The 24672-nt window shown below is 44.2% G+C and carries 12 protein-coding genes; 5 read left to right on the forward strand and 7 right to left on the reverse strand.

Going from position 1 to position 24672, the window contains the following annotated elements:
* Positions 1–29: 29 nt before the first annotated feature.
* Genes R8G66_06635 through R8G66_06645 form a run of 3 tightly spaced genes read right to left on the reverse strand, consistent with a single transcriptional unit; the run spans position 30 to position 2230 of the window.
* The gene (locus R8G66_06635; protein ID MDW3192019.1) at positions 30–824 is read right to left on the reverse strand and encodes an SDR family oxidoreductase; all 795 of its coding nucleotides are present in this window, start codon (positions 822–824) and stop codon (positions 30–32) included.
* A 6-nt stretch (positions 825–830) separates the two neighbouring features.
* Complete coding sequence (locus R8G66_06640) at positions 831–1268, reverse strand: Dabb family protein (protein ID MDW3192020.1); 438 nt, start codon at positions 1266–1268, stop codon at positions 831–833.
* Entirely contained in the window at positions 1262–2230 is a 969-nt protein-coding gene (locus tag R8G66_06645) for a phytanoyl-CoA dioxygenase family protein (protein MDW3192021.1), read from the reverse strand. Before R8G66_06645 ends, R8G66_06640 begins: the two co-directional genes overlap by 7 nt.
* A gap of 133 nt (positions 2231–2363) precedes the next feature.
* Here R8G66_06645 and R8G66_06650 point away from each other — a divergent pair, with 133 nt between their 5' ends.
* On the forward strand, positions 2364–3206 hold the full coding sequence (locus R8G66_06650) for an AraC family transcriptional regulator (protein ID MDW3192022.1): 843 nt from the start codon (positions 2364–2366) through the stop codon (positions 3204–3206).
* A 72-nt stretch (positions 3207–3278) separates the two neighbouring features.
* Complete coding sequence (locus R8G66_06655) at positions 3279–4910, forward strand: D-aminoacylase (protein MDW3192023.1); 1632 nt, start codon at positions 3279–3281, stop codon at positions 4908–4910.
* Positions 4911–5223: 313 nt separating this feature from the next.
* Here R8G66_06655 and R8G66_06660 read toward each other — a convergent pair whose 3' ends face one another.
* Positions 5224–6348 carry a histidinol-phosphate transaminase gene (locus R8G66_06660; protein ID MDW3192024.1) on the reverse strand — a complete coding sequence of 375 codons (1125 nt, stop codon included), beginning with the start codon at positions 6346–6348 and terminating at the stop codon, positions 5224–5226.
* Between the two features lie 127 nt (positions 6349–6475).
* Here R8G66_06660 and R8G66_06665 point away from each other — a divergent pair, with 127 nt between their 5' ends.
* Positions 6476–7036: an EF-hand domain-containing protein gene (locus tag R8G66_06665; protein MDW3192025.1), complete on the forward strand. Its 561-nt coding sequence runs from the start codon at positions 6476–6478 to the stop codon at positions 7034–7036.
* 1 nt (position 7037) lies between these two features.
* Here R8G66_06665 and R8G66_06670 read toward each other — a convergent pair whose 3' ends face one another.
* Both R8G66_06670 and R8G66_06675 read right to left on the reverse strand, forming a co-directional pair.
* Positions 7038–7619, reverse strand: a complete 582-nt coding sequence (locus R8G66_06670; GenBank protein MDW3192026.1) for a response regulator transcription factor — start codon at positions 7617–7619, stop codon at positions 7038–7040.
* A 12-nt stretch (positions 7620–7631) separates the two neighbouring features.
* Positions 7632–9743, reverse strand: a complete 2112-nt coding sequence (locus tag R8G66_06675) for a histidine kinase dimerization/phosphoacceptor domain -containing protein (GenBank protein MDW3192027.1) — start codon at positions 9741–9743, stop codon at positions 7632–7634.
* 226 nt (positions 9744–9969) lie between these two features.
* On the opposite strand from R8G66_06675, the gene R8G66_06680 reads away from it, so the two are divergent.
* Complete coding sequence (locus R8G66_06680; GenBank protein MDW3192028.1) at positions 9970–22371, forward strand: cadherin domain-containing protein; 12402 nt, start codon at positions 9970–9972, stop codon at positions 22369–22371.
* A gap of 359 nt (positions 22372–22730) precedes the next feature.
* Positions 22731–23369, forward strand: a complete 639-nt coding sequence (locus R8G66_06685; protein MDW3192029.1) for a hypothetical protein — start codon at positions 22731–22733, stop codon at positions 23367–23369.
* A gap of 133 nt (positions 23370–23502) precedes the next feature.
* On the opposite strand, the gene R8G66_06690 is transcribed toward R8G66_06685, so the two are convergent.
* Entirely contained in the window at positions 23503–24393 is an 891-nt protein-coding gene (locus R8G66_06690; GenBank protein MDW3192030.1) for a LysR family transcriptional regulator, read from the reverse strand.
* Positions 24394–24672: the final 279 nt, after the last annotated feature.

A 24672-nucleotide genomic window follows, 5' to 3' on the forward strand; every position in this document is an offset into this window, starting at 1 on the left:
TTTCCATGTCAGCCTGAGCCTGTCGAAGGCTACATCACGCCACCGGTACTACCTCCATCCGCTTTCAGGACTGAGCCATTGGTAGCAGCAGCCAAGGGGCTGCACAGATAGGCAACTGCTGAAGCGACTTCCTCTACAGAAGCAAATCTTTGGAGCAAGGAGGAGGTGCGTACGTTCGTGAAAAACTCTTTTTCGACTTGCTCGGGCGTTTTGTTTTCCTTCTGAGCTACTTCACTCAGGAAGTTTTGTGCCCCTTCAGACAGGGTAGAACCAGGCACGACTGTATTTACCGTCACTCCGGTTCCTTTGGTCATTTGGGCCAGTCCTCTGGATATCGCATGTAAGGCCGCTTTGGTGGTGCTGTAGGGGATCAGGTCTTCCGGTACCAGACTGGCACACTCACTACTGATGAACACAATCCGGCCCCAGTTCTTGTCCTGCATCTTTGGTAGGAGATATCTTGAAAGCCGTACACCACTCATGACATTCACTTCGAATTGACGAGTCCAATCTCCGTCACTGGCTTCCGTGAATGATCCTGGGTAATAGATTCCAACATTGTTGATCAATAAATCGACAGGAGGTAGGTTTTCGAGTAATTGCTGAATATCCTCTGAATTCGCAAAGTCACAGGGGAAACCGGAGATTTGGCTTTTTGGAAATTCAGTTTGTAATTGTGTCTTTGCTTCTACAATTGCCGACGCTGACCTGCCATTGAGAATGACATGTACTTTTTCTGCCAATAGCTGCCTGGCAATAGCAAATCCAATCCCTTTGGTGGAGCCGGTGATGAACGCGGTTTTGCCCTCAAGTTTTAAGTCCATTTTGATTTAGTTGGCCCAATAGTCTACCACAAACACTTTCTCCAGATGGGGTTGAAGACTGGCGACAAACGCCTGATGCGCAGGATGTGGTGTGTAAATGCTATCGCGATCGTACTCCGTGTCGAACGTGATGAAATAACAGTGTGTAAAGTCCTGATGGAAATTCTCCGGACTGTCATTCATCCCCCATTCGAAATCCCGGATTTGTGGAATCGCCGTTTGTAGGTCTTGAAAAGACTGATGGATTTTGGCTACTTCTTCTTCAGGTGCTTCATCCTTGAATTTGAAAAGGACCACATGTCTGAGTTTCTCTGGTTCTTGCATAGGAGAGGTTTCTTGATTAACAGATGCTTCCGCAGTTTGTGTGGGTTGAGGGCTTTGGCAGGATGCCATCATGCCTACGATGAATAGCATCCCAAACCCGATCTTTGTGTACTTTACCATTTTGTAAGTCCTAATAATTTTTCTCCCAAATTAGTGAGTTCAGCCGTATCGTATTTGGTCTGTTCCCAGTTCCTTGGATCGCCAGGGAAAGCATAACCTTCCGGTGCTACCCGGTTTTTCCAGGAATTTACACGCCATTTTCTCAATTCTGCATCATCTTCCTGTGCAGGCATCATAGAAATATATTGTGCGATGCGTACTTTGTCTCCTGAACGATTTGGACGGATGCCATGAGGTTCGCTGCTGTTGAAGATCAGTAAGTCTCCTGCTTCTAAAGGAACTTTTACCAATTTATCTTCGATCCCGGTGATGTCTGGTTTGAAGTGATCCCGGTCATCGGGTTGGGTCAGTTTCCAGGTATCGTAGTTACGGAACAGCCAGGGGATACACTGGAACCCACCCATGTTCTCGTCCGTTTGATCGGCCAGCGCCAGTACCCCTTGAACGTTTTGAGGTTTGGTCTCAGGATCATAATCCCAGTGAATAAATCCCTTGTATTCGTGTCCCGGACGCATTGGGAAGTTGAGATTCGCCCGGTCGATGGTTACCCAAAGTTTCTCCGTACCCCAGATATCTACGAATGCGTCGTATACTTTTTGTGTCTGGCGGTTATTCCACAGGTGCTGATTGTTATACACCTCAACCATGCCTGTTCCAGCCAGTTCTTTCATCTGGATAGCTGCTCTGGCTTGAGTATACCAGCTTTCCTGATCATTTGGGTCTTTGTCTTCAAACTCCCAAAGGAAGTTGGCAGTAGTCTCTGCCTGTTCACGGGGGACCGCTTGTTTGATCACCACATATCCGTTCTCTTTCCAGAATTGCCATTGCTCTTCGGTAAGAACCCTCAAGGTGTCTTTGGTGGCGTCTTGTCTTAGTTGAACGTTGCTGCTTTTGGCAGTCGATGGGTTGCCTGGAATGTCTTCGTGTTGATTCTTAGGAATTTTCGTTGCTACAGCTTCCATGATTCTTTTCAATTTTTATTTAGATCAAAGTTGTCATGAGAAAAGCACAATTATTTTATGGAAGTTGATCGATATTTGCACTATATTGATATTTTTTAATGAAAACACCTATTCGAGATAAAATTTAGTTCAAGTGAGGGTCGAATTAGAGCAAATTGATCAGGAAAACAACTCGTTTAACCTGATGTACAACCCTAGATTAAGTGATCTGTTCTTTTGGCACTTTCATCCGGAATATGAATTAGTCTATATAGGAGGGTGTGATGGACACAGAAGGGTAGGGAATCATATTTCTCGTTTTGAAGGGAGCGACCTGGTGTTGATCGGTTCAAATATTCCGCACTTGAATTTTGATCATGGTGTAAAGACCGATTATGAAAAGGTGGTTGTGCATTTCAATACTTCCTTCATCGAGGAAGTGATCCATAAGACGCCAGAATTGGTTAGCATATCACAATTATTCAAAAGATCCGTGCATGGGATTGCTTTTCAGGGCCCAGTCAAAGATGAAATAGGGAAATCCTTATTGGCGTTCCAGTCCTTAGATCCCTTTGCTCAGTATTTGAAACTGATGGAACTGTTACAACAATTGATTCATTCTTGTGAAGAAGAAAAGCTTCATGAAAACCCATATGTCAATCCGTACAGAAACTCTGAACAGGAGCGGTTGCGAAAAATCTATGCATTTACGGACGAGCACTATGCCCGAAAAGTGACATTGAATGAGGTCTCGGAACTGTGTAGCATGTCGCGTGAAGCCTTTTGTCGCTACTTCAAAAAAGCAACGGGGCAATCTTACTTGGATTTCCTGAACCAATATCGCGTCACGCAAGCCAAGCTCTTACTTAGTAGTGGAGAAGGCGTGAGTCAGGTAGGCTACCAAACCGGATTCGAGAGCCTTTCCTACTTCAGTCGCATGTTCAAACGCCTGACTGGTGAATCTCCGCGAGCCTTCCGGGATCGTCAGGTTTCATGAGAAAGCGTATCTTTAATCTGAGTTCGATTTTTTTAAATCGGACCGGTCTATTGATCAATCAACCTTAACCTAATGAGAACATTACTTCTTGCACTTTTCCTGCTTATTCTATCCTGTCAGCCCAAATACGATCTTATCCTTCGCAATGCCACCATTTATAATGGTGAGGGCGGTGATCCATTTAAAGGTGATGTGGCGATTCATGCGGATACAATTGCTGCGATAGGCGATTTGTCCGAACAGAAAGGAGTCAAGGAAGTTGATGTACAGGGTAATGCCGTTGCTCCGGGGTTCATCAATATGTTGAGCTGGGCCAATGTTACCTTGCTGGAAGACGGTCGCTCGCAAAGTGATATCAGACAAGGAGTTACTTTGGAAATAATGGGTGAAGGCCGGTCGATGGGACCACTAAGTGAGTCCATGAAGCAAGAAATGATGGAAGGTCAGTCCGATATCAAGTTTGATATTGCATGGACCACCCTAGGAGAATACCTCCAGCACCTGGAAGATAGGGGTGTATCGACCAATGTGGCTTCATTTGTGGGCAATGGTACCATAAGACAACATGTCATTGGGTATGAAAATCGTGCAGCCACAGTAAGGGAAATGGAACAGATGCTGGAACTCACTGCGCAAGCCATGGAGGAAGGAGCGGTTGGTATTTCTTCCTCGCTGCTTTATGCTCCAAGTATGTATGCGGACAAGATGGAGTTGACAGAGTTGGCGGCTGTCGCAGGTGAATATGGAGGAATGTACATTTCTCACGTTCGAAATGAAGGAGATCAGTTGTTGGAATCCATCGATGAACTCATCTTTATCAGCAAGTATGGAAAGATTCCAGCAGAAGTCTATCACTTGAAGGCTTCTGGGGAGCAAAACTGGCATAAGATGGATCTGGCGATTGCCAAAATCGACTCTGCTCGAAACGCTGGACTGGAAATAACAGCCGATATCTATACCTACAATGCAAGTTCTACCGGATTGCATGTACAACTGCCGGACTGGTCTCGTGAAGGTGGTGTCGATATCATGTTGGAGCGCCTGGCAGATTCAGAAGCGCGTCAAAGAACGATTGATGAATTGGCGTTCCGAAATCCTCCTGAGAGCATATTATTCGTTGGTTTCAAAAATCCTGAGTTGCGAAAGTACACCGGCAGGTACCTGCATGAAGTAGCGGAGGAATTAGGAAAGTCTCCGGCCGAGACAGCAGTAGACCTGATGTTGGAAGATCAGAGCCGTATTCAGGTCGTTTACTTTTCCATGTCCGAAGAAAACATCAAGAAGAAAATAGTCATACCATGGGTGAGCTTTTGTTCGGATGCCGGATCATTCACGAATGAAGGTGTTTTTCTCAATCGAAGTACCCATCCCAGGGCCTACGGTTCGTTCATTCGTGTGCTAGGGAAATTTGCCAGAGAAGAAGGAGTGCTCACCTTGCAGGAAGGTATCCGAAAATTGACGTCCTTGCCAGCTGATAATCTTAAGCTAAAGAAGCGTGGCAGACTTCAGGTTGGTCATTATGCCGATGTGGTCGTTTTTGACCCGGAGAAAGTACGAGACCAAGCCACCTTTCAGGAACCTCATCAGTACGCCGAAGGCATGATTCACGTTTTTGTCAATGGTACCCAGGTACTAGATAATGGAGCACATACCGGTGCAAAACCGGGTCGGTTTGTGAAGGGACCAGGGTATATGGGGAACTAATTGCCGACCATTTGGCCATGTATCTTCAGTCGGGTATAATGAACTGAAATAAGATGTATTTAATAAAATATAGGATCATTTTTAGATTCAAAATTTTAATGTGATCCTACTTAAATCATAATTTTCCCTTTCATCGTGAATTTTGGTTATTTCAGTCAATAGATGTAAAATTAAGTTTAAGAAACTGTGAGATTTACTTCATGAACCTTATCGTTAGCGTTATCAACATCGCCGCATTTACCTTGAAGTCTAAAGTTAGACGATTACTGGGATTGAAACCTCAGGTCGTGTCCTTTAGTAAGAACATCGGCGATTAACCTAATACCTTCGTGAGTGCCTGATTGAAGCGCTGCACCTCTTCAATGGTACCAGTACTTATTCTGCACCACCTATCAAAAGGAGGGAAAGGCCTTCCAATCAATACACCCTGCGCTTTCATTTTGCTTTGTAGATCAGTAATGGGTACGCCCGACTTGAAAAAGATAAAGTTCGTTTGAGAAGGAGCATATTCAAGCCCCAATTGATCCAGGGTTTCATAGATCATCTTTTTCCCTTCCTGGGTCTTCTTTAAACTGAATTCATAGAATTCTTGATCGCGTATTGCTTCTTCTGCTGCCGCAATCGCCATCATATTGGTGAATGCCATGAGATTTGTCCGCATTTTTTTAACGATTTCCGGTTTAGCAACCATGTAGCCAATCCGCAATCCGGCGAGACCATATACCTTAGAAAATGTCTTTGAGACGATCACATTTTTATCCTGTTTGACCAACTCCACCATGGAAGGATAATTGGGGTCATCGATAAAATCATAATAGGCTTCGTCGCTAAAAACCATTGTTTTCTGAGAAGCTGTTTCACAAAAGTCACGAAGTACATCAGCAGGGAGTAGGGTTGATGTAGGATTATTGGGGTTACACAAGAATAGCAATTTGGTCTTGGAACTGATGCGTTTTTCCATCTCATCCGTGTCATGCATCATTTGATCATCCACTGGTACCCAGTTGACCTTGCCGCCCCATTGTTTGGCGTAAGTCATCATGGCCAGGAAGGTTGGTTTTGCTGCGATGATCTCTCCACCATCTTTGCCATAAGTAAGACCTACAACTTTCAAACCTTCCGTAGATCCTCCGGTGATACAGATGTGATCAGTCGTTACCCCTTCCTTCTCTGCAATCATTTCATGTAATTTCAGGCTGTATGAGCCCGGGTATCGGCATCCTATGTCGAAAGCTTTGATCATAGCTTTACGAACCCGGTCGCTAGGGCCGTAAGGATTTTCATTTGAACTCAAGCGAATGAGGTCTTCCATTGGCCTTGGACGGAATCGCTTGATCTCCGTTTCAGAAAGATCATTTCCCAGTAATGCAGGACCAAATAAGGTAGCGGCTCCTGTCAATCCAATTCCTTTTAACCATTTTCTTCGACTGACACTCATAAGACATATTATTTGTATCGGAAGTTAGCCAAATTTTCTTAACTCACAGACCTTCTGTAGTTCGCAGAAAGCTTACCATAAAGCCGGATATTTTGCTAATATTGTGCTACTCTCCAGTCAACCGAACATGCTTACAGAATTTCAGCGACATAAGCTCACTCATTTTTTTCGACTCCTTGACCTGGATAAGAACGACATCCTCGAACTTGATGATTTTTCGGATATAGCGGTGGATCTCAGCCAGGAATTGGGCTATGCCTTTGAAGGTTCCGAACATAAATTCCTTGTAGATCGTTGTGTCGGGTTTTATTATATGTTGCTGGATGAGATCCCACATCAAGGCAATCAGGTGATCGTATTGGGCGAATGGCTCGATTTCTTCGATAAAAATGTTGTGAATAACAAGGACATTGATTTCTTCGACAATTTCACAGAATTCATGATTGGTTTCTTCTTTGATGTGTTCGACGAAAACAACGATGGCTACATATCAGATGGAGAGTACGCAGACTTATTCCTTGTTTATAATATCGATATCAAATATTCGGGTAAGTCATTTGTCAACCTGGATGTAAATAAGGATGGCAGACTGTCCCGGAATGAGCTGATCTTTGCCTTTGAGACCTATATTTCATCAGATGATCCCAAGGAAAAAGGCAACTGGATCTTTGGTGACTGGCGCGATTGAATCAGTTCATGCGAGTAGCAAGCGACACTGCTTCCAGTCGGTTTCTTACCTGTAGTTTCTTGTAGATATGTTTCAAGTGAGTTTTCGCGGTATTTAGTGAAATGAACAATTGATCCGCAATTTCCTGATCCGTGTGTCCTGCAGACAAAGCCTTAAAGACGTCCATTTCCCGATCGGACAACCCTGAAATAGGAGTGATTGTTTTTTCCTCATCTTTCACTAAAGCGATTTCAAGTGTTGTAAACAAGTCGTCCTTACTGAATGGCTTCAGTAAATAAGCATTGGGTTGGGTTTCCTTCGCTTTTTTGACGGTTGCTGCATCTGCATGAGATGTAAGGAAAACGAAGGGTATTTTGAATCGATTCTTAATTTCATGGGCCACGTCAATGCCATTTTTACTTCCACCCAACATGATGTCTACCAGGGCCACATCGATCGACTTGTTCTCCAAAAGTTCTATGGCTCTGGTGTATTTAGTCGCAATACCCACTACTTCATAATCAAGGCTGATTAGCGTCTGTTTGATGTCCTCAGCGATGATTACTTCATCTTCAACAATTAGGGCTTTGATTTTATTCGCCATTCCAATCAACGATTATTCTGCTACTTTCCTTAAACTGGTATTAGAGAGTGTTAGGTCGAATCTGGATCCGTTTCCATTTGAATAAGTCATGTCACCATCCAACTGGGTACATAACATTCGAACAAGTTTCAAACCTAATGAATCTGTTTGATCAATGTCTACCTCACTGGGGATTCCGATGCCATCGTCAGCTACCGACATCAGAAGTCTTTCTTCACTTTCGTCAGCACTGCTTAGTTCTATACTGATTTTTCCTTCTTCTTTGCCTTCAAAGGCATATTTGAAACTATTTGAAACCAGCTCGTTGACGATTAGACCAAGTGGTACTGCTGTATCAATGTCCAGGGTAAGGTCATGGGTATTCACAATGATGTCTACTTCACTGGTGGTGCGAAAGGTGGCCCGCAAATGATGGATCAATTCCGTGACATATTCGTAGAAGTCCACACGGGAAATGTCCTCGTGCTGATACAGTTTTTGATGAATGAGAGCAATGGACTTTACCCTGTTTTGTCCTTCTTTTACGGCAGATAAAGCCGTTTGATCCTGGATGTTGTGTGACTGAAGACTCAACAAACTTGAAATGACTTGTAGGTTATTTTTGACCCGATGATGGATTTCTTTCAGTAGGATCTCTTTTTGTTCATTTTGTTGTTCGATCTTCTCGTTTTGAAGGGCCAATTGTTCGTTGCTTCGGGTTTTATTTCGGAATAAGACCCATAGCACTACGGCAATCACTATTACCGCTAAAAGAACCGCGAGCAGTAAAGCGGTTTGTTGGGCCTTTTGTGCGGCTTCAGATTGCTGTAAATCAATTTGTTGTTGTTGTATGATTGATTCATTGCTGAGCCGATCAATTTCCGCTTTCTTTTTCTCGTCTTCGTATTGTGCTTGTAATTGGTTGAAATTCTTGTCTCGATCTGATGTTACTACCGAATCTTTCACCTGCGCATATTTTTGATGTAGGTCATAAGCTTGTTGATAATCTCCTAATTGTGCATAAGCCTGCGACAGGTTTTCATAGGCTTCATACTCCCAGTACAACAATTGGCCTTGTTGTGCCACAGCCACTGCTTCATTTAGAAAAGCAATCGCTTGTTGAGTCCTGCCATTCTGAATGGCTGCTTTGCCCAATCGAATCAATACCAGCGCCAGGGTTTGTTCTTTGTCTTGTAAACGCTCTGTGAATTGCCGTGCAATGTCATATGAGCTAGAGGCCATCCCAAGTTGATTGTCGGCCAGGTAAATATCTCCGTTCAATACATGTTTGTGTGCCAGACCTCTTAAATTTCCTTGTAGGGAGTCGATGGTCAACGATCGTGAATTTAATTCAAGTGCAGCATTAAACCGTCTGTCATGCATCGATACTCGAGCGAGATAGAAGTAGCAGTCAGAAATCAAAATAGGATTATCAATATCCAGGGCCAGTTCCAATGCTTCTTCCATCATTTGTTTGGTTTCCATGTATTTCAATTGCTCGTAATAGATCTGGCCGATGCTGTTTTTGACGTTGCCAATGGCATTTTTGTCCTGACTTTTTTCAGCAATCTTCAAAGCCTCTAGAAAATATTCCAGTGCTTTCTCGCGACCACTGAGGTAGATATAGGCGATCCCAATATCCATGACACAAAAAGCCTCTTCAGCCAGGTCTCCGGCAATTCTGGAAAGTCTCGCACCCTCTTCAAAGAGCGCAATGGCTTCGTTGTATTTGGCGAGGTTAAGTATGATGATACCCTCTGCTCGGGTCGCATCCGCCAACCCGGAAGTATCGGATAAGGTTCGGAAAATTTCCTTGGCCTCTGAAAGAAATCTTAACCCCTGATCCATTTTACTCAAGTAGATACAAGAGCGACCAGCCATGAGACTGGCATAGGCAATGCCTTTGGAATAGTCAAGTGAATGCGCTAGTTGAAGCCCTTCTTCCGCGTATGCCAACGCTTGTTGAAAGTCCCTGCCAAAAGCTGTTTCCGAGGCATCAATCAGCATCATGGCTCTTGTCGTATCTTCTGCGGTATACTGAGAGAGCACTTGATCCAGACTATCCAGTTTAGGTTGTTGTGCCTGTAACTCAATGCCGAAAATTACGGCTAACAGTAACCATGATGTACAAAAGATTTTCAACATATCTAGCCTAGAGCTTACACGGTAAGTTAGTAGAAACTTGCTTCAAATTTCGGCCTTTTAAGGCATTTTCAAATGAAGGGACGTCTCACTCGTTCGAGTGATTTTGAGTGAGGGGTATCACTCGTTCAAGTGATTTAGGCCCTGATCCGTTGTTGGTTAATTCTCATCCTGATATCGCTCAGACTACATTGAGGAAGCTTAATGATGTGACAATTATTAATTAACCATGATGCACCGAATTCTTGCCCCACTATTCTTTGTGGTCTGTTTGCCTTTCGCCACACTAGGCCAAACTACCTTTACTGTAACCAATACCGATGATTCAGGAGCCGGCACTTTACGGCAGGCGATACTGGATGCCGAAGCCAATCCCGGAGCCGATATCATCGATCTAACTGGAATCACGGGTACCATTACACTTTCAACGGGATTACCCAATATTACCGAAGACCTGACCATCAATGGAGCGGGGAGTTCTTCCACGATCATCGATGGAAACAATCAAGTGCGGCCTTTCTTTATTGGGGGTATCCTTCAAAGTTCTACTGATGCACCCATGATAGCCATTGATGGATTAACAATCCAAAATGGGTATGCAGAAGGTGAAAGCCCCAATGGCAATGCCGGAGGAGGTGCTGGTATGGGCGGGGGTATGTTTGTCAATAATGGAAATGTAACGATGACGAATGTCCTGTTTTCGGGAAACTCAGTTTTAGGCGGAACAGGCGGAAATGATCGCTTTGGAGGCGGTGGTGTTGGTGGTGATGGTCCTTTTGAAAATTCAGGAGGTGTCGCCGCTGAATTACCACCAGGAGCTTTTATTGGAGGTACCGGAGGTTATGGCGCCGGTGGTGGTGGCGGAACTGGAAATTTTAATTTTGGAGGTGCAGACGGTGGCTCCGGAGGGTATGGAGCTGGCGGCGGCGGAGCTGGCGGCGGAAATGTCAACGGATTAGGAAACGGTGGTGCTGCAGGTGCCTTTGGAGGAAGTGGTGCTAACGCGATTAGTATTGCCCATGCTGGCGGTGGTGGTGGTGCCGGTTTAGGAGGTGCCTTGTACATAAGAAATGGTACGGTTGTTTTAGAGAACATCGCTTTCGAAAATAATACTGCAACAGGTGGTGCGGGCGGCGATGCCTCACCGGAACCTTCAGGAGGAACTGGACAAGGCCGAGGTGGTGGGGTCTTCAACGATACGGGTACAGTTACCATGACCTTCTTTACGTTTTCAGGTAACATAACTTCTACAGCGAGTCCAGATACACATGGCACCATTGCGTTTATTACAGACGTTGCAATTACTGCCGACCCTGCGGACCAGTTGAATATCAATGAAGGTACGGATGCGGCTTTTACGGTTACGACCACAGGTACGGTTGAGTCCTATCAATGGCAAGTGGATGATGGGAATGGTTTTTCAAATATTACTGATGATTCCAACTATTCGGGAGCTGAAACGGCTACTCTTGACCTTACCTGCGTGCCCAGGGCATTTCACAATTATCAGTACCGGGTACAAATAGGAGGGTCATTGAACGACGTGACTTCTCAGAGTGCAACGCTTACGGTGACGAATGCTGCAGATCTTGTCGCTACGATCGCTTCAACGGATTTGATACTCCAGTGCGACGGAGAATCGCTGACCTTTACATCCGAGCATCAAAATGTAAATACAATTCCGGCTTATCAATGGCTTTTGAATGGTGCTCCGGTGCAAGGTGAAACTTCAGATACTTTTACCGGAGCTGTTAATGAAGGGGATGAGATAACCCTTGAATTGACGGAATCTTCTTCCTGCTTCCCTAGGCCGGTGGCTACTTCAAATAGCCTTATTGTTCAACGTATAAAGGTAGATACCGTGGTAATTACAAACGTTCTTCCAGGCAGGACGGATGTAGGTTCTTTACCCTACCATCTTGCTCAAACTGTGAATCTACCTTGCAATGATATCATCACTGTGATGGATTTGAGGCAACTTCCTCAAGGGTCCATTATTTCGATGGATCAGGCACTTTTCACACAAAGCCCAGTGCATATCATCGGCAATGGTAGTGATGAAACCATTATCAGAACTACTACAAATGTATCCACTGCAATGCTTGGAAGATACCATAAGTTGGAAGGTTTCAAGCTGGAAAATACGAGTGGTTTCAACTTTAATGGCATCGATGTATTTGCGGATTCATTGGTCATGTATGATGTCATTATTTCTGATTTCAATTCGTCGAGTGATGAAGTGCTCAGGTACAGAAACTTTGATGTCGATAACAATCGAGGAAATTATTATGTGAATATAGACAGCATTCAACTTTTAGGCGGGCGTCAAATCGATATTGACGTTGAGGGAACCGATACGGAAATAACTGGGGCCATTAAAATTGCTAATTCTGTTTTCAAAAACGCGGTGCACCACAATATAGTGATAAATTTTCGTGAGTCTGATTTTCAGGAGATACTGATTCAGGGGAATTTATTTCAAGACAATGATCTGTCAACCATGCAGGTGTTCTTTAATGCAGGCGTTGCGGGCGGTACGGTTACCATTGAACAAAATTCTGTTATTAATCAATACAGGGAAGTGTTTGCCTTAGATTCGGAACCTGGGTTGGATATTGATGTTTCGATCCGTAACAACACATTCTCAGAAACTGGGGTCAGGGGTTTTGCTGACTTTGCTGGGGACTACCCCGTGGTAACATTGGACGGTGTTGATGTAGATATTATCAATAACACCATGGTAGGGGTGCAGGATGTGTTGTCCATCAGTACCGATAATCAGGTTGTTTTCGCCAATAACCTGGTTTTGGACGAAGTAAATGGCGTCAATATTTTTAGCAATGCAACACCGGATTATACAGGGTCTGGGAACAACATTGGTATTGACATTGGTGACAATAATGACCTGACCTCTACGACTTTGGAAGTTATACAGAGCTTGACATTGTCAGATCCCGGGGGCAACGGGCTATTGGTTTACGAACCCGTTGAATGTGGACCTGCCATTGGTCTGGCAAATGCTACCTACGCACCAATGAAAGATCAACTGGGTACTTTAAGATTATCACCATCTGACATTGGAGCGATCGAAGGTACGTTAAGTGTAAACGAATTCATTGTGGTGGTTGCTACTGATCCTTTTCCATTTCCCGGAGACATTGTATTTACGCCGACCGTAAGCCCTGAGGAGAACTCTCCCACAAGAACCTATACCTATGAGTGGTTTAAGAATACAGTCTCTAGTGCCACAACTGAATCTTTCAATGCCACAGGTTTGGTGGCAGGTGACGAGATCGAAGTGCGTGTCACCCCGAACAACGATTTTTGTTTAAGGCCGGGTGTTGCTATTGAAACGGTAACTATACGTGAGGCATTCAGCTTGCAAAATACTTCGGTAGCAGAAAATGTGGTAGTAGGAGGGGTCGTATCCTCGATCATCCCAGACGGTTCATTAAGTATGGGGGCCACCTTCAGTTTAGTTGCCGGGGCTGGAGATACGGACAATGCCTCTTTTACTGTCAGTGGAACTGATTTGTTACTTGCTTCAGGATTGGATTTTGAAACGGAGCCTTCGCTTTCAATCAGACTATCTGTATCAGATGGCGGCAACATGTTTGAACAGATCTTTCCGTTAACCATCACGGATGTAAATGATGTGCCGGTGTTCACGTCTGCACCAACTACTTTGCTGGACCGTGACAATGACTTTGATTACGATATTGCCGTAACGGATGATGAAGAATCATTCGTTACAGTAGAAGGGATTACGATCCCAGCATGGTTAGACTTCAACATTAATCCTCCTGCACCTGAAACGGTCCTTGTTACAACTGAACAGACGGGCTTACCACAGAATGCCAGAGACTTTGTCGTAGATGCTGCAGGCAATTTTTACTATACGGATCGGTTTGATGATGTCATTTATAAAATGGATGTGAATGGTGTACAAACTGTGATTGCCGATGCAAACAGTGCGGAACCTATTTTTAGCCCCGCAGGCATGGATATAGCTCCAGATGGGACCATTTATGTGGCGATATTCAGTGGAGGCCCAAATTTCGATGGAGGGATCTATACGATTGTCAATGATGTATTAACCTTTTTGGTGGAGGTTGAGGAGGTGCAGGAAGTTGCTGTCTCAAACGATAATGATTTATATGCCATCTCCAGATCAAAGCTATATAAGATAGAAAATGGAGTGGCAACCGTGGTGGCAGGTACTGCTAACAGGTCGGTTACAGATGGCCCTGTTGGCGTAGGACAAATTGCGAACCCTTCTGGAATGGATGTAGCTCCGGATGGTACGATTTGGTTCAGGGACGGAAGTACTGTACGATTTGTAACCGCAGACGGGACAATCACCTCCATTACACCAGATCCAACTACTTCAGATGTCACTTCTATACCATTCGGAGGAGATCTAAAGGTGGATGTATTGGGGGATGTTTATTTCAATAGTACCGCATTTATCCTTAAAATGACACCAGGTACTTCCTCCTGGGAGTATTTCATAGGCCTTAATGCAGGGGCCTCCGTGGATGGCGATCAGAATACAGCCCTTTGGGGACGGATGGAAGCGCTGTATTTTGACTCTGATGGTAATCTATGGACATTAGGTTCTTCTGCAAACACAAGTTCTATTCCTCAGGAAGTACGAAAAATTGTGATTCCCCCTTCTACTTATTCATTGAACGGAAATGCATCCATCGTTGGAGAATTTCCAGTATCACTTCGAGCAAGTGACGGGGCAACTACTACCGATCAGGACTTCACTATCGAGGTACTTGGCCCACTTCATTTCGAAGCAGATCCGGTAACAGCTGCAACAGAAGGAGCCCAATACATATACAATCCAAGCGCAATACACTCTCAGAGTACCGCTTTTACATATGGGTTCACTTTACCTGATTGGTTAGATACGTCTGTACCTCATACGGCCACATCCTTTTTGAACATAGCCAGTGGTGTACCAGGTGTCGCACCTTTGTCCAAGACCGATGCAACCGTGACCGATGAGGCGGTTTATACCATTCAGGGAAGCAGTATTTCTGTTATCAAGTATGATGGAACTCAAGTGTCAGACATTGATTTCTCAAGCCTGAATCCAATGCCAAGTTTCATTGGCCCGTTAATCACCTCGAATACTAACGGTGAGCTTTACTTCGCTTTGACCAACTCCAGCGACCAGGAGAAACTGTACAAAGTGAATCCGAATGCAGATCCCATAGTCTTCTCTGATTTAGGTACGTTCGATGGCATAAAAGATATTGATAGCCATGAAAATGGGGTGGTCATACTTGAGCGAAGGTTCAACAATAGTGTGTTAGTAGGAGATATCTCTATTGTAGATGACGCTGGAATGGTTACGTCGGTGATCAGTGGATCCGAAGCTGAATCAATTAACGTAGGTTTGGATGGTAAGATCTATTTCCTTGGGGGAAGCAATTTCCAACCTGATGACCATTCGGAGTTTATTGCGGACTTGGAGTTGAATGGAACATTCACCACGCGAACCATCTTTTCAGATGAAAGGGTATACAGCGTACAGGATTTGGTCGTGGATGCGTTTGGGAATGCTTATATTCTCTACGAGTCATTGGATCAAATGGCCAATATCTACGACAGTTACGGCTACCTTGGAAACAGTTCTTCGGTGAGTCTAGAACTTTTCACGGCCACAGATGATGTCAACACATTTGAGATCTCAGGGTTCACCCGATTTGGCTCAACCAATGATATTTTTTACATCACGAATGATGCCACTGCGGGTACATCTGACCTATTTGCCTATGCGGATAATCAGGTCATTTTTGGAATACCTGGCGCGACCGATGGTGGGCTGAACAATGTGACCATCACCCTTGATGATCAGAATGAGGTTGTTACTCAGACTTTTGACATAAACGTAAATTTCATCAATGACGCGCCTACAGGCCTGGAAATTAGTGGCAATTCCATCGATGAAAACAATCCTACGACAACTGCTTTACTAACTTTCAATACGCTGGATCCGGACGGAACGGGTGATACCTATACCTATACTTTAGTTTCGGGCATGGGAGATGCAAATAATGGTGAGTTTACGATCGTGGATGATGGCTTGTTGGCGACGATTTCTTATGATGCCGAATCCAATCCAGGTACCAAATCCATTCGGGTCCGGTCCATGGATGTCGCAGGTGAATTTGTGGAAGAGACTTTTGATATCACCATCAATGACATAAATGAAGCCCCAACAGCAATTGCTTTGTCCGGTGACATGGAAATTGACGAGAACCTGGACGCAGGAACCCTGCTTGGCATGCTTACAACCACTGACGAAGATGCCGGCGATGGCCACACCTATGCCCTGTCTGGTGTAGGCTCGGACTTGTTTCAGGTGGTAGGCGATGAATTGCAAACAGCTGCGGTATTGGACTTTGAAATGGCGACTAGCTATACGCTGACCGTCACAACCGAGGACGTGGGGCAATTGACCCATGATGAGGATTTCACCATTACCATCATTGATGATGCACCGACAGACATCACCTTGAGCAATAGTTCTGTTGATGAAGGTTTAATACCCGGTGCTTTAGTTGGTACCTTCATTACTACGGATTCCGATCCCAACAACACCTTCACATATTCATTTGTGAGTGGTATAAATTTCAATGCATTCTTCGAAATTGACGGGGATGTCCTCAAAACCAAAGCCCTATTCAATGCTAGTCAGTTCACTTCTGCAATCATTCGGGTCAAGACGACCGATGCGATTGGAGAATCCTTTGAGAAAGATCTGACCATTACTATCAATGACTTGACCAACAGCGCACCTCAGTTATTGAATGCACCAACTGGAACTGCCACACAAGGACAACTGTACACTTTCGCCCCTGGAGGGTTTGATTTTGATGGAGATAACATCACCTATTCCAAATCAGGGGCTGATTGGCTCATTCAGCAAGATCAACCTGCAATTGTTGAAGAATTTCTGGCACAAAATGGTACAAACAACCTGGAAATCGATGATAATGACAATTTGTATATGACCATCTTAGGTGCCAGTGGTTTTGCAACGAACCTTTTGAAATACGATGATGATACTGAGACCACTTCCACACTATTGACGACCGATGCGACATCCATCACGTTTGTGGATACCGATGATAATGGCGTCATTTATTTCTCAGATAATAACTTCGGGGGTTCTTCATACCAGGTGAAAAAGATGGACAATGGCACAGTTACTTCGGTATACAGCGCTACAGGAGAGGTGACGGCAGGGGGGTATCATGATGACGATTACCTCGTTTTGGTAGAAACTCAGGCGGATGGTACCAAAGATATTGTACGAATCGGTCTGGATGGGAGCAGTAAAACCACACTTGAAGAAGAAGTGGGTTTCGTTGGAGTATTCAATATTGGAGAAGATGACCTGATCCATTTCAGTGCTGGAAATGAGATGAGCGCCATTGATATTGATGGGGACGCGGCAACAGCAGTTACGCTGGCATTGACGACTGACAATACAAATTCACCTTATCTGTATTTTATCTCGGATTTTGTGAAGTATTCAAGTGACCAATCTTATGTGCTCTATGTGGAAGCGGATGCTGCTGGTACACAAAGAGATGTTTTGGTCCGCGTAACTCCCAGTGGAGAAGAGGAACTATGGAGAGGAACGGTGACTTACGAGGCGAGCAAGATTGCGGCCAATGCCAGAAGTGAAGTCTACTTTACCCGTGATGCGGATTCCGATGGTGTTAATGCGGTTGCAGTTTATAATGCGCCGTTTACCTTCTTCTATGGTACACCTGAGGATGCAGACGTTGGGACTTCCAACTTTGATCTCAACCTTACTGATGGTGAATTGTCCAATGATTATTCGTTTACCATTGATGTGGAAAATGTCAATGATGCACCTACATCCATTACTTTGAATGCCAACGCTGTTGATGAAAACAACAGTATCGGAATCGTGGTAGCGACCATCTCATCAGAGGACCCTGATAATGATTCTGGGGACAATCAAACGTTTACGTTGGTTGGCGGGGAAGGAGATACGGATAATGGCAGCTTCGAGATCGTAGGCAGTGAATTAAAAACACTGGCCACATTTGATCACGAATCCGGAGCTACCAAAAGTATTCGTATCCAGGCCACTGACGATTCAAATGCGACATTTGAACAGACCTTGTCCATTGATATCGCTGATCTTAACGAATCACCAACCGCCATTGAATTAAGCGCTGCAAGCATTAATGAAAATGAAGCAGCAGGCACGGTTATTGGCACATTGACAACTGTCGATCCGGATGAAACCAATGATAACCTTGTTTTTGAGATCATAGAAGGTGCTGACAACTTCCAGCTTTCTGGGTTAGAATTGCAATCTTCAGCAAGTTTTAATTTTGAAGCTAATCCTTCCTTAACTGTGAAGGTCCGCGCCTCAGATGGCGTGGAAAACTCGAATACCTTCTTTACCATCGAAGAGACTTTTACCATCAATGTGGGAGATGTCAGTGAGAGTCCTTCGGATATCGCATTGAGCAACACAACAGTAGCAGAGAATGCTGCTTCAGGAACAGTCATTGGAAGCCTAAGTGCCCAGGACCCTGATGGCGCAAATACCAATACCTTCAGTTTGGTGGAAAATTCGGAAGACAATGCTTCCTTCGACATTTCTGAAGGTCAATTGGTTACGGTGGATGTATTTGATTTTGAAAGCCAAACAAGCTACACGGTAGATGTTGCCGTTAATGATGGGGGCGGAAATACTTTAACCGAAAAGATCACGATTGCTATCACTGACGTAAATGAAGCACCTGTTTTCAGTTCAGAGAGTTCATTTACCATAACGGAAAACACGACTGGTGTTGCCACTGTATCGGCTATTGACGAAGATGCAAATGCTACCTTCACTTATAGCATTGTCGATGGGACTGATAAAGATCTGTTCAACCTGTCAGGTAGTGAGCTCGCCTTTGTATCAGCCCCGGATTTTGAAAGTGCCGATGATGTGGGAGGGGATAATACCTATGAGGTTACCGTAAGGGTAAGTGACGGAACCAATGATGTTGATCAGGCCCTGACCGTTACGATTACAGATGAAAATGAAGCTCCGGTATTCAACAATGATGCAGCCGTAAGTGTCGAAGAAAATAGCACGACTGTTGCCACCTTATCTGCTACAGATCAGGACGCTGGAACAACATTGGCCTTCAGCATCACAGGAGGAACGGATCAGGCGGTATTTAGCCTGTCAGGATCTGATTTGGCCTTTGTGTCTGCCCCTGATTTTGAATCACCCACTGATTCGGATGGAGATAACCAATATGAGGTGAGTGTTCAAGTAAGTGATGGTACCAATACTGCCGATTTGAACATGACCGTAGCTGTTACCGATTTGACGACTGCTCCAACATTTACCTCTGATAGTGAAATCAGCGTTGTTGAAAACACATCAGATGTGATCACCCTGGTAGCATCTACCAGTGAAGGAGGAGGGACTTTGACTTACAGCCTGGTGGATGGCCAGGATGCGAGTTCATTCGACCTGGATGGAGCCGTACTCACTTTTATAAGTGCTCCGGACTTTGAAGATCCCACGGATGAAGATGCCAATAATGTTTATGCCTTGACTGTACGAGTAAGTGATGGTAGCAGTGATGTTGATCAGACCCTGACCATCTCGGTTACAGATGAAAATGAAGCCCCGGTGTTTAATACGGTAGCGGATGTCAATGTCGTGGAAAACAGCACGGAAGTGGCAGTTTTATCCGCTACAGATCAGGATACTGATGCAGTATTGACTTACAGTATTGTTGGAGGAGCTGATCAAGGACTATTTAGTCTCTCAGGATCGTCCTTGACGTTCACTTCTGCCCCTGATTTTGAAACTCCGTCTGATATCGATGGGGATAACCACTATGAAGTCGATGTTCAGGTCAGCGATGGGACCAATGATGTTGTTTTAAACATGATTGTAAGCGTAACTGATGAGAATGAGGCACCCATCATCAGTACAGCTAGTGCACAAACCATTCAGGAAAACACAGCAGGACCAATTATCTTGAATGCTACCGATCCTGATGGTACAGCGACTTTGACTTACAGTATCGTGAATGGGACAGATAAAGACTTGTTCAGCCTCACAGGCAACGAGCTTTCGTTTATTACTGCACCAGATTTTGAAAATGCTGCGGATGATGGAGTTGACAATGACTATGAAGTCACGGTGTTTGTGTTTGATGATACACATGCTACAGAATTGAACTTGATAGTTACGGTCACGGATGTGAATGAAGCACCCGTTTTCAATACGTCGACTGAAGTAAGTGTGGAAGAAAATACAACCATAGTAACCAGTCTTTCGGCCACTGATCCGGATGTTGGTGCTACGATTACTTATAGCATTTCCGGAGGAGCTGATCAGGAAGCATTTGCATTATCCGAATCGGATTTAACCTTTAAGTTGGCTCCTGATTTTGAGTCTCCTGCTGATGCCGATGGTGACAATAATTATGAGGTTGAAGTCCAGGCCAGTGATGGTACAAATAACATCACATTGAGCATGATTGTCACGGTAACGGATCTGACAAAAGTGCCCGTCTTTACCTCCGATAGTGAAGTAAGTGTATTGGAGAACACAACTGAAGTGGTCACCTTGACGGTCTCTTCTGAAGAGGCAGTAGGAACGTCAACTTTCAGTCTGGTCGAAGGGCAAGATGCCGAATTATTCGAATTAGACGGAGCTGAGCTTACCTTTAAAAGTGCTGCGGATTTCGAAACGCCTGATGATGCAGACGATAACAACGTTTATCTATTGACTGTACGCGCGAGTGATGGAACCAATGAGGTAGATCAGGCCATGTCCATTACGGTAACTAATGTGAATGAAGCCCCTACCTCATTTTCTATTACTGGTGGAGGGACGGTCGATGAAGGAGCAGATGTTGGGACATTAGTTGGAACATTGACTTCTACAGATGAAGACGCCACATTTACTCATGTATATAGTTTGCCGGAATCGGAAACGAATTTCAAAATCTCCGGAAATGAATTATTGACTAACGCTGTATTTGATTTCGATGATCAATCATCCTATGACGTCACGATCATCGTGACCGATGAAGGAGGGCTGACATTCTCGGCATCACCGACCATTACGATTAATGAGTTGATCAATAACAAACCCAATTCGTCCATTGAAATCAATTCGGTGGGTGACGTAGTAGTAGGTGCTTCCGCTTTCCCCTTGAGCGCGATAACCAATCCCGAAAATGCAACAGTAGTTTGGTCGGTCCTGGAAGGAGATGCGACGATTGATGGATCCACGTTGACACCTGGAACACAACCAGGATTGGTTGTGGTGAAGGCAGTAATCGAAGAAACGGATGATTTCAACGCTTCAGAAGATACAGAAAGCTTCAACCTGGTAGACCCTACTTTGATCAACCCAAATGTTACTATTACACTTCCGGCCGAATCACCGGCGAATGAGACCGTCACAATAGCGGTGACCTTCGACGCGCAAGGGGCAACCACAGTTACGGAAACGGATGTCGTCCTGAGCGTTGAAAGTGGACCTGGTGAAATAACCGGCAACGAGCTATCCTTCGCCGGAGCGGGAACAGTGGTAGTGAGGGCATCACTAGCCGCCACGGACGAAACGAATGCGGTTTTTGCTACTGCTTCCATTGAGGTCTTTAATGTCTATAATATTTCTGGCCGTGCGTTGGCAGATGGAGATGGTTTTTCCAATGGCATAGCCTACTTGGTGGCATTGGATAATGTCAATGAGACCATCAACGTACCACTCTCTGCCGAAGGGAATTTCACCTTCCAAAATGTAAGGGAAGGAGAGTATTTCCTGGGGGTAGGTGTTCCTCAGACGGAAACAACCTATCTATCTACCTTCTTAGGGGATGTATCTCCGATACTTGATCAGACGGCTGCACCTGATATACTGAAGTTGGCCGCAGATGTATCAGGCCTGGTGATCAATATGCAATCCAAACCAGCACCTGCTGTGGAATTAGTTGACCCTGAAACAGGCGGTAAGATTGAATTCCAGGCGCAAGGAACCACAAATGGTCAAAGCAGGTTCATCATGGGCAGGGTGGAGATGGGGGATCCTATTCCGAACACGCAGGTAGTACTTTCCACAGCCGAAGGAGAGTACATCGCCGATGGACTGACGGATGAAAATGGCTTCATCATATTTGAAGGCTTGCCTACTGGAGACTACCGGATTGGCGTAGAGATCCCCGGTGTTGGTCGTGTAGAAACTGAGATTCCTGTCGAAGAAGGGGAACAAGCTGATGTGACTGGACTGATCAGTGAAGATGGGACGGTCGCACTGGAAGTGGAGGAAGTACTTAATGTCGGATTGGATGCTGAACAAGCATTGACCATTTACCCGAATCCAGTAGTCGATGAGTTGAACCTAACAATTGAAAATGATTACCGAGGTGAATTGACATTCCGTGTCTTCGATATGAATGGCAGAAAAGTACTTGGATTCATCCGGACGAAGCAATTCCAACGAATGGACTTAAGTGAAAGATTGGATATTCCGGAGGGTACCTATGTGATCCTGATTAATGGTATTGATTTGAACCTACAACAACGATTTATTAAGCGATAGACAAATTCCACAACCGCCGCCAAACAGCAGAAAGCCTCGATGAAAGTCGGGGCTTTTCTTTTATATCTGTGGAAAAGTTTGATCTAATATAACCGATGTATGACTTATGCCATATGCGGCAGAGACTGTCCGCCACCGTGCTTGGTCTCTCATATTTAGAGACATTTAAGTTAAGGTGTAAATAGGCTGAATTGTATTTTTCACTAAAAGGTCATTGTTGGTATCTTATTGAAAATCAAGGCATTGAATTGATTTCTGATTATCGCTTGTATTCCTTCTAAATGAATTGTCTTTTATTTCTGGCAACATATTTGATTTACCAAACTTGTTAAAACATACTAAACTCAAAATATATGACAATGACTAAGACCTATTTCTCATTTACTTTACTCTTCTGTGCTTTGTGTTTCATTTCATGCAGCGAGGAGGAGGAGATCGTTCCTTTAGCTTTAGAACCGCTTCCGGAAGGATCCGTAGCTTTTCTCAACATTAGCGTCGGTGATGAATCATACAACCTGATTGATGGTGTGGATAATTCCATTTTTTCTTCCAGTTTATTGGCCCCGGCAACATCGGATGCCCAATTTTCTAAAGAATTCGGAGCTTCTGTTACGAGCGATACTTCAGTTTTAACTTTTAGGATCGCTTATTCTCGAGAAGCTAACAATCGAGATGAGACATTGATTGAAATTACCCAAGGTGAAGGCCAATATGCCTTTGGAGAGGTCATTGATCTGGAAAAAATCGAACGTAGAAAAGGTTTTAACATAGAGATCGTCGAAGACGAATATGTGGGTGGTCCGGGACAGGGCTATGCTTCCTGGTATTTTGATCAACCGGAGACCTCCTTCTTCACGATCACGGAGTATTATGCTGGAGAATCCGAATTGACAGTCTGGCTCAAGGGAGAGTTTAAAGCCACCATCTTAAATACTAGTGGAGCAAGCCAGGTACGAGGAGATTTTTTGATGGAATTCCCTGTTTGTTGCTTCGATTGATCTCAAGGTAGTTTTTGAGGATTCAAAAGAACACGAATAATTATCTACCTGATCAGTGTAGTATATGGTCGAGATTAAAGAAGAGTTCTTTTGAATCCATTCTGTTTTGTAGAAGTTGTGATGTGGCTGATGGTTATTCATCGACCCCTAAGGCCCCTTTTACCGACTCGAAAAATAGCTTTTGCTTCTTGTGAGCGATCAGGTAATAATTTCTATCAGGGTAAGTATCGGATTGCCAGATGAGCTTGAGGGTGTCGCTAGCCAGAAATGGTTTGGCATTTTCCAGTACTGTTATACCAATTCCTTTGGTTTGAGTTAATTCCTGAAGCATAAAGTATTCATTTGGAATGATGTAATTGGTGAATACTTTGGGTCTTTTCTTGTTGAAACAATGCATCCAGAAGAGCTTGATAAAGGGGTTGGTAGACATGTGTGAGAACCAGATCTGGTGCTCTAGCCAGTGCTGAGTTTTCTTGAGATCATCATGTTGCAAATATTGATCGATATCACTTGTATCAATGTCCGGATGCCCGACAATGACCAGCGGTGAACTCAAGATCTTGCAGGAAAGCACATCAAAAGTTTGAACTTCCTGGTGAACAATTGCGGCATCAATTTCTTGTTGATTGACCAGGTTAAACAGGACATCATGACTCTCCTCGAAACGGATGCTCAAGTGCTTAAAGCCGGTTAATCGATTGGATAAAAAGCTTTTATACAAATGTTCACTGATCCCTAGTACATGTAGCTTCTCTTCTTTTTTGAGGCGACGACTGTACATCGACTCTACCTCTTCCAATGTGTCCAGTGATTCAATGATCAGGTTGTTCAGGAACTTCGCATTTTCTGTAGCCTCTACGCCTTTGGATTTTCGCACAAACAATTTGTGGCCAACATTCGCTTCCAGCATACTCATCTGATTGCTGACTGCCGGCTGACTCATGTACAATTCCTCCGCCGCTTTTGAGTAATTACCGTGTTTATAGACGGCTTTAAAAGTCCGGTACCATTCCAAATTGATCATAGATATTAAAATATTTATATCATGAGGTAAAATAGACTATTTCTTTTGATAACAGGTAATTCCTACTCTTGCTCCATCAAATTTTAAACAGAGACAAATGAATAAGATCGCATTAGTAACAGGGGCTAACAAAGGGTTGGGCCTGGAGACAGCTCGATAGCATTTGTAATGCTACCGAGTCTTATTAAGCATTTTCAATGCAATCTTGATCATTCTCAAAAATCAAACAGCTACTTGCTACTTCACCAATCATTCCCCTTTTCTTAATTTCGCACACTT

This window comes from Cytophagales bacterium (assembly GCA_033344775.1).
GTDB lineage: Bacteria > Bacteroidota > Bacteroidia > Cytophagales > Cyclobacteriaceae > JAWPMT01.

What these genes read in the sequence shown, in the direction of transcription:
- R8G66_06635 (MDW3192019.1), bottom strand. Translation starts at nt 824, where the DNA reads ATGGACTTAAAACTTGAGGGCAAAACCGCGTTCATCACCGGCTCCACC.
- R8G66_06640 (MDW3192020.1), bottom strand. Translation starts at nt 1,268, where the DNA reads ATGGTAAAGTACACAAAGATCGGGTTTGGGATGCTATTCATCGTAGGC.
- R8G66_06645 (MDW3192021.1), bottom strand. Translation starts at nt 2,230, where the DNA reads ATGGAAGCTGTAGCAACGAAAATTCCTAAGAATCAACACGAAGACATT.
- R8G66_06655 (MDW3192023.1), top strand. Translation starts at nt 3,279, where the DNA reads ATGAGAACATTACTTCTTGCACTTTTCCTGCTTATTCTATCCTGTCAG.
- R8G66_06660 (MDW3192024.1), bottom strand. Translation starts at nt 6,348, where the DNA reads ATGAGTGTCAGTCGAAGAAAATGGTTAAAAGGAATTGGATTGACAGGA.
- R8G66_06665 (MDW3192025.1), top strand. Translation starts at nt 6,476, where the DNA reads ATGCTTACAGAATTTCAGCGACATAAGCTCACTCATTTTTTTCGACTC.
- R8G66_06670 (MDW3192026.1), bottom strand. Translation starts at nt 7,619, where the DNA reads ATGGCGAATAAAATCAAAGCCCTAATTGTTGAAGATGAAGTAATCATC.
- R8G66_06675 (MDW3192027.1), bottom strand. Translation starts at nt 9,743, where the DNA reads ATGTTGAAAATCTTTTGTACATCATGGTTACTGTTAGCCGTAATTTTC.
- R8G66_06680 (MDW3192028.1), top strand. Translation starts at nt 9,970, where the DNA reads ATGATGCACCGAATTCTTGCCCCACTATTCTTTGTGGTCTGTTTGCCT.
- R8G66_06685 (MDW3192029.1), top strand. Translation starts at nt 22,731, where the DNA reads ATGACTAAGACCTATTTCTCATTTACTTTACTCTTCTGTGCTTTGTGT.
- R8G66_06690 (MDW3192030.1), bottom strand. Translation starts at nt 24,393, where the DNA reads ATGATCAATTTGGAATGGTACCGGACTTTTAAAGCCGTCTATAAACAC.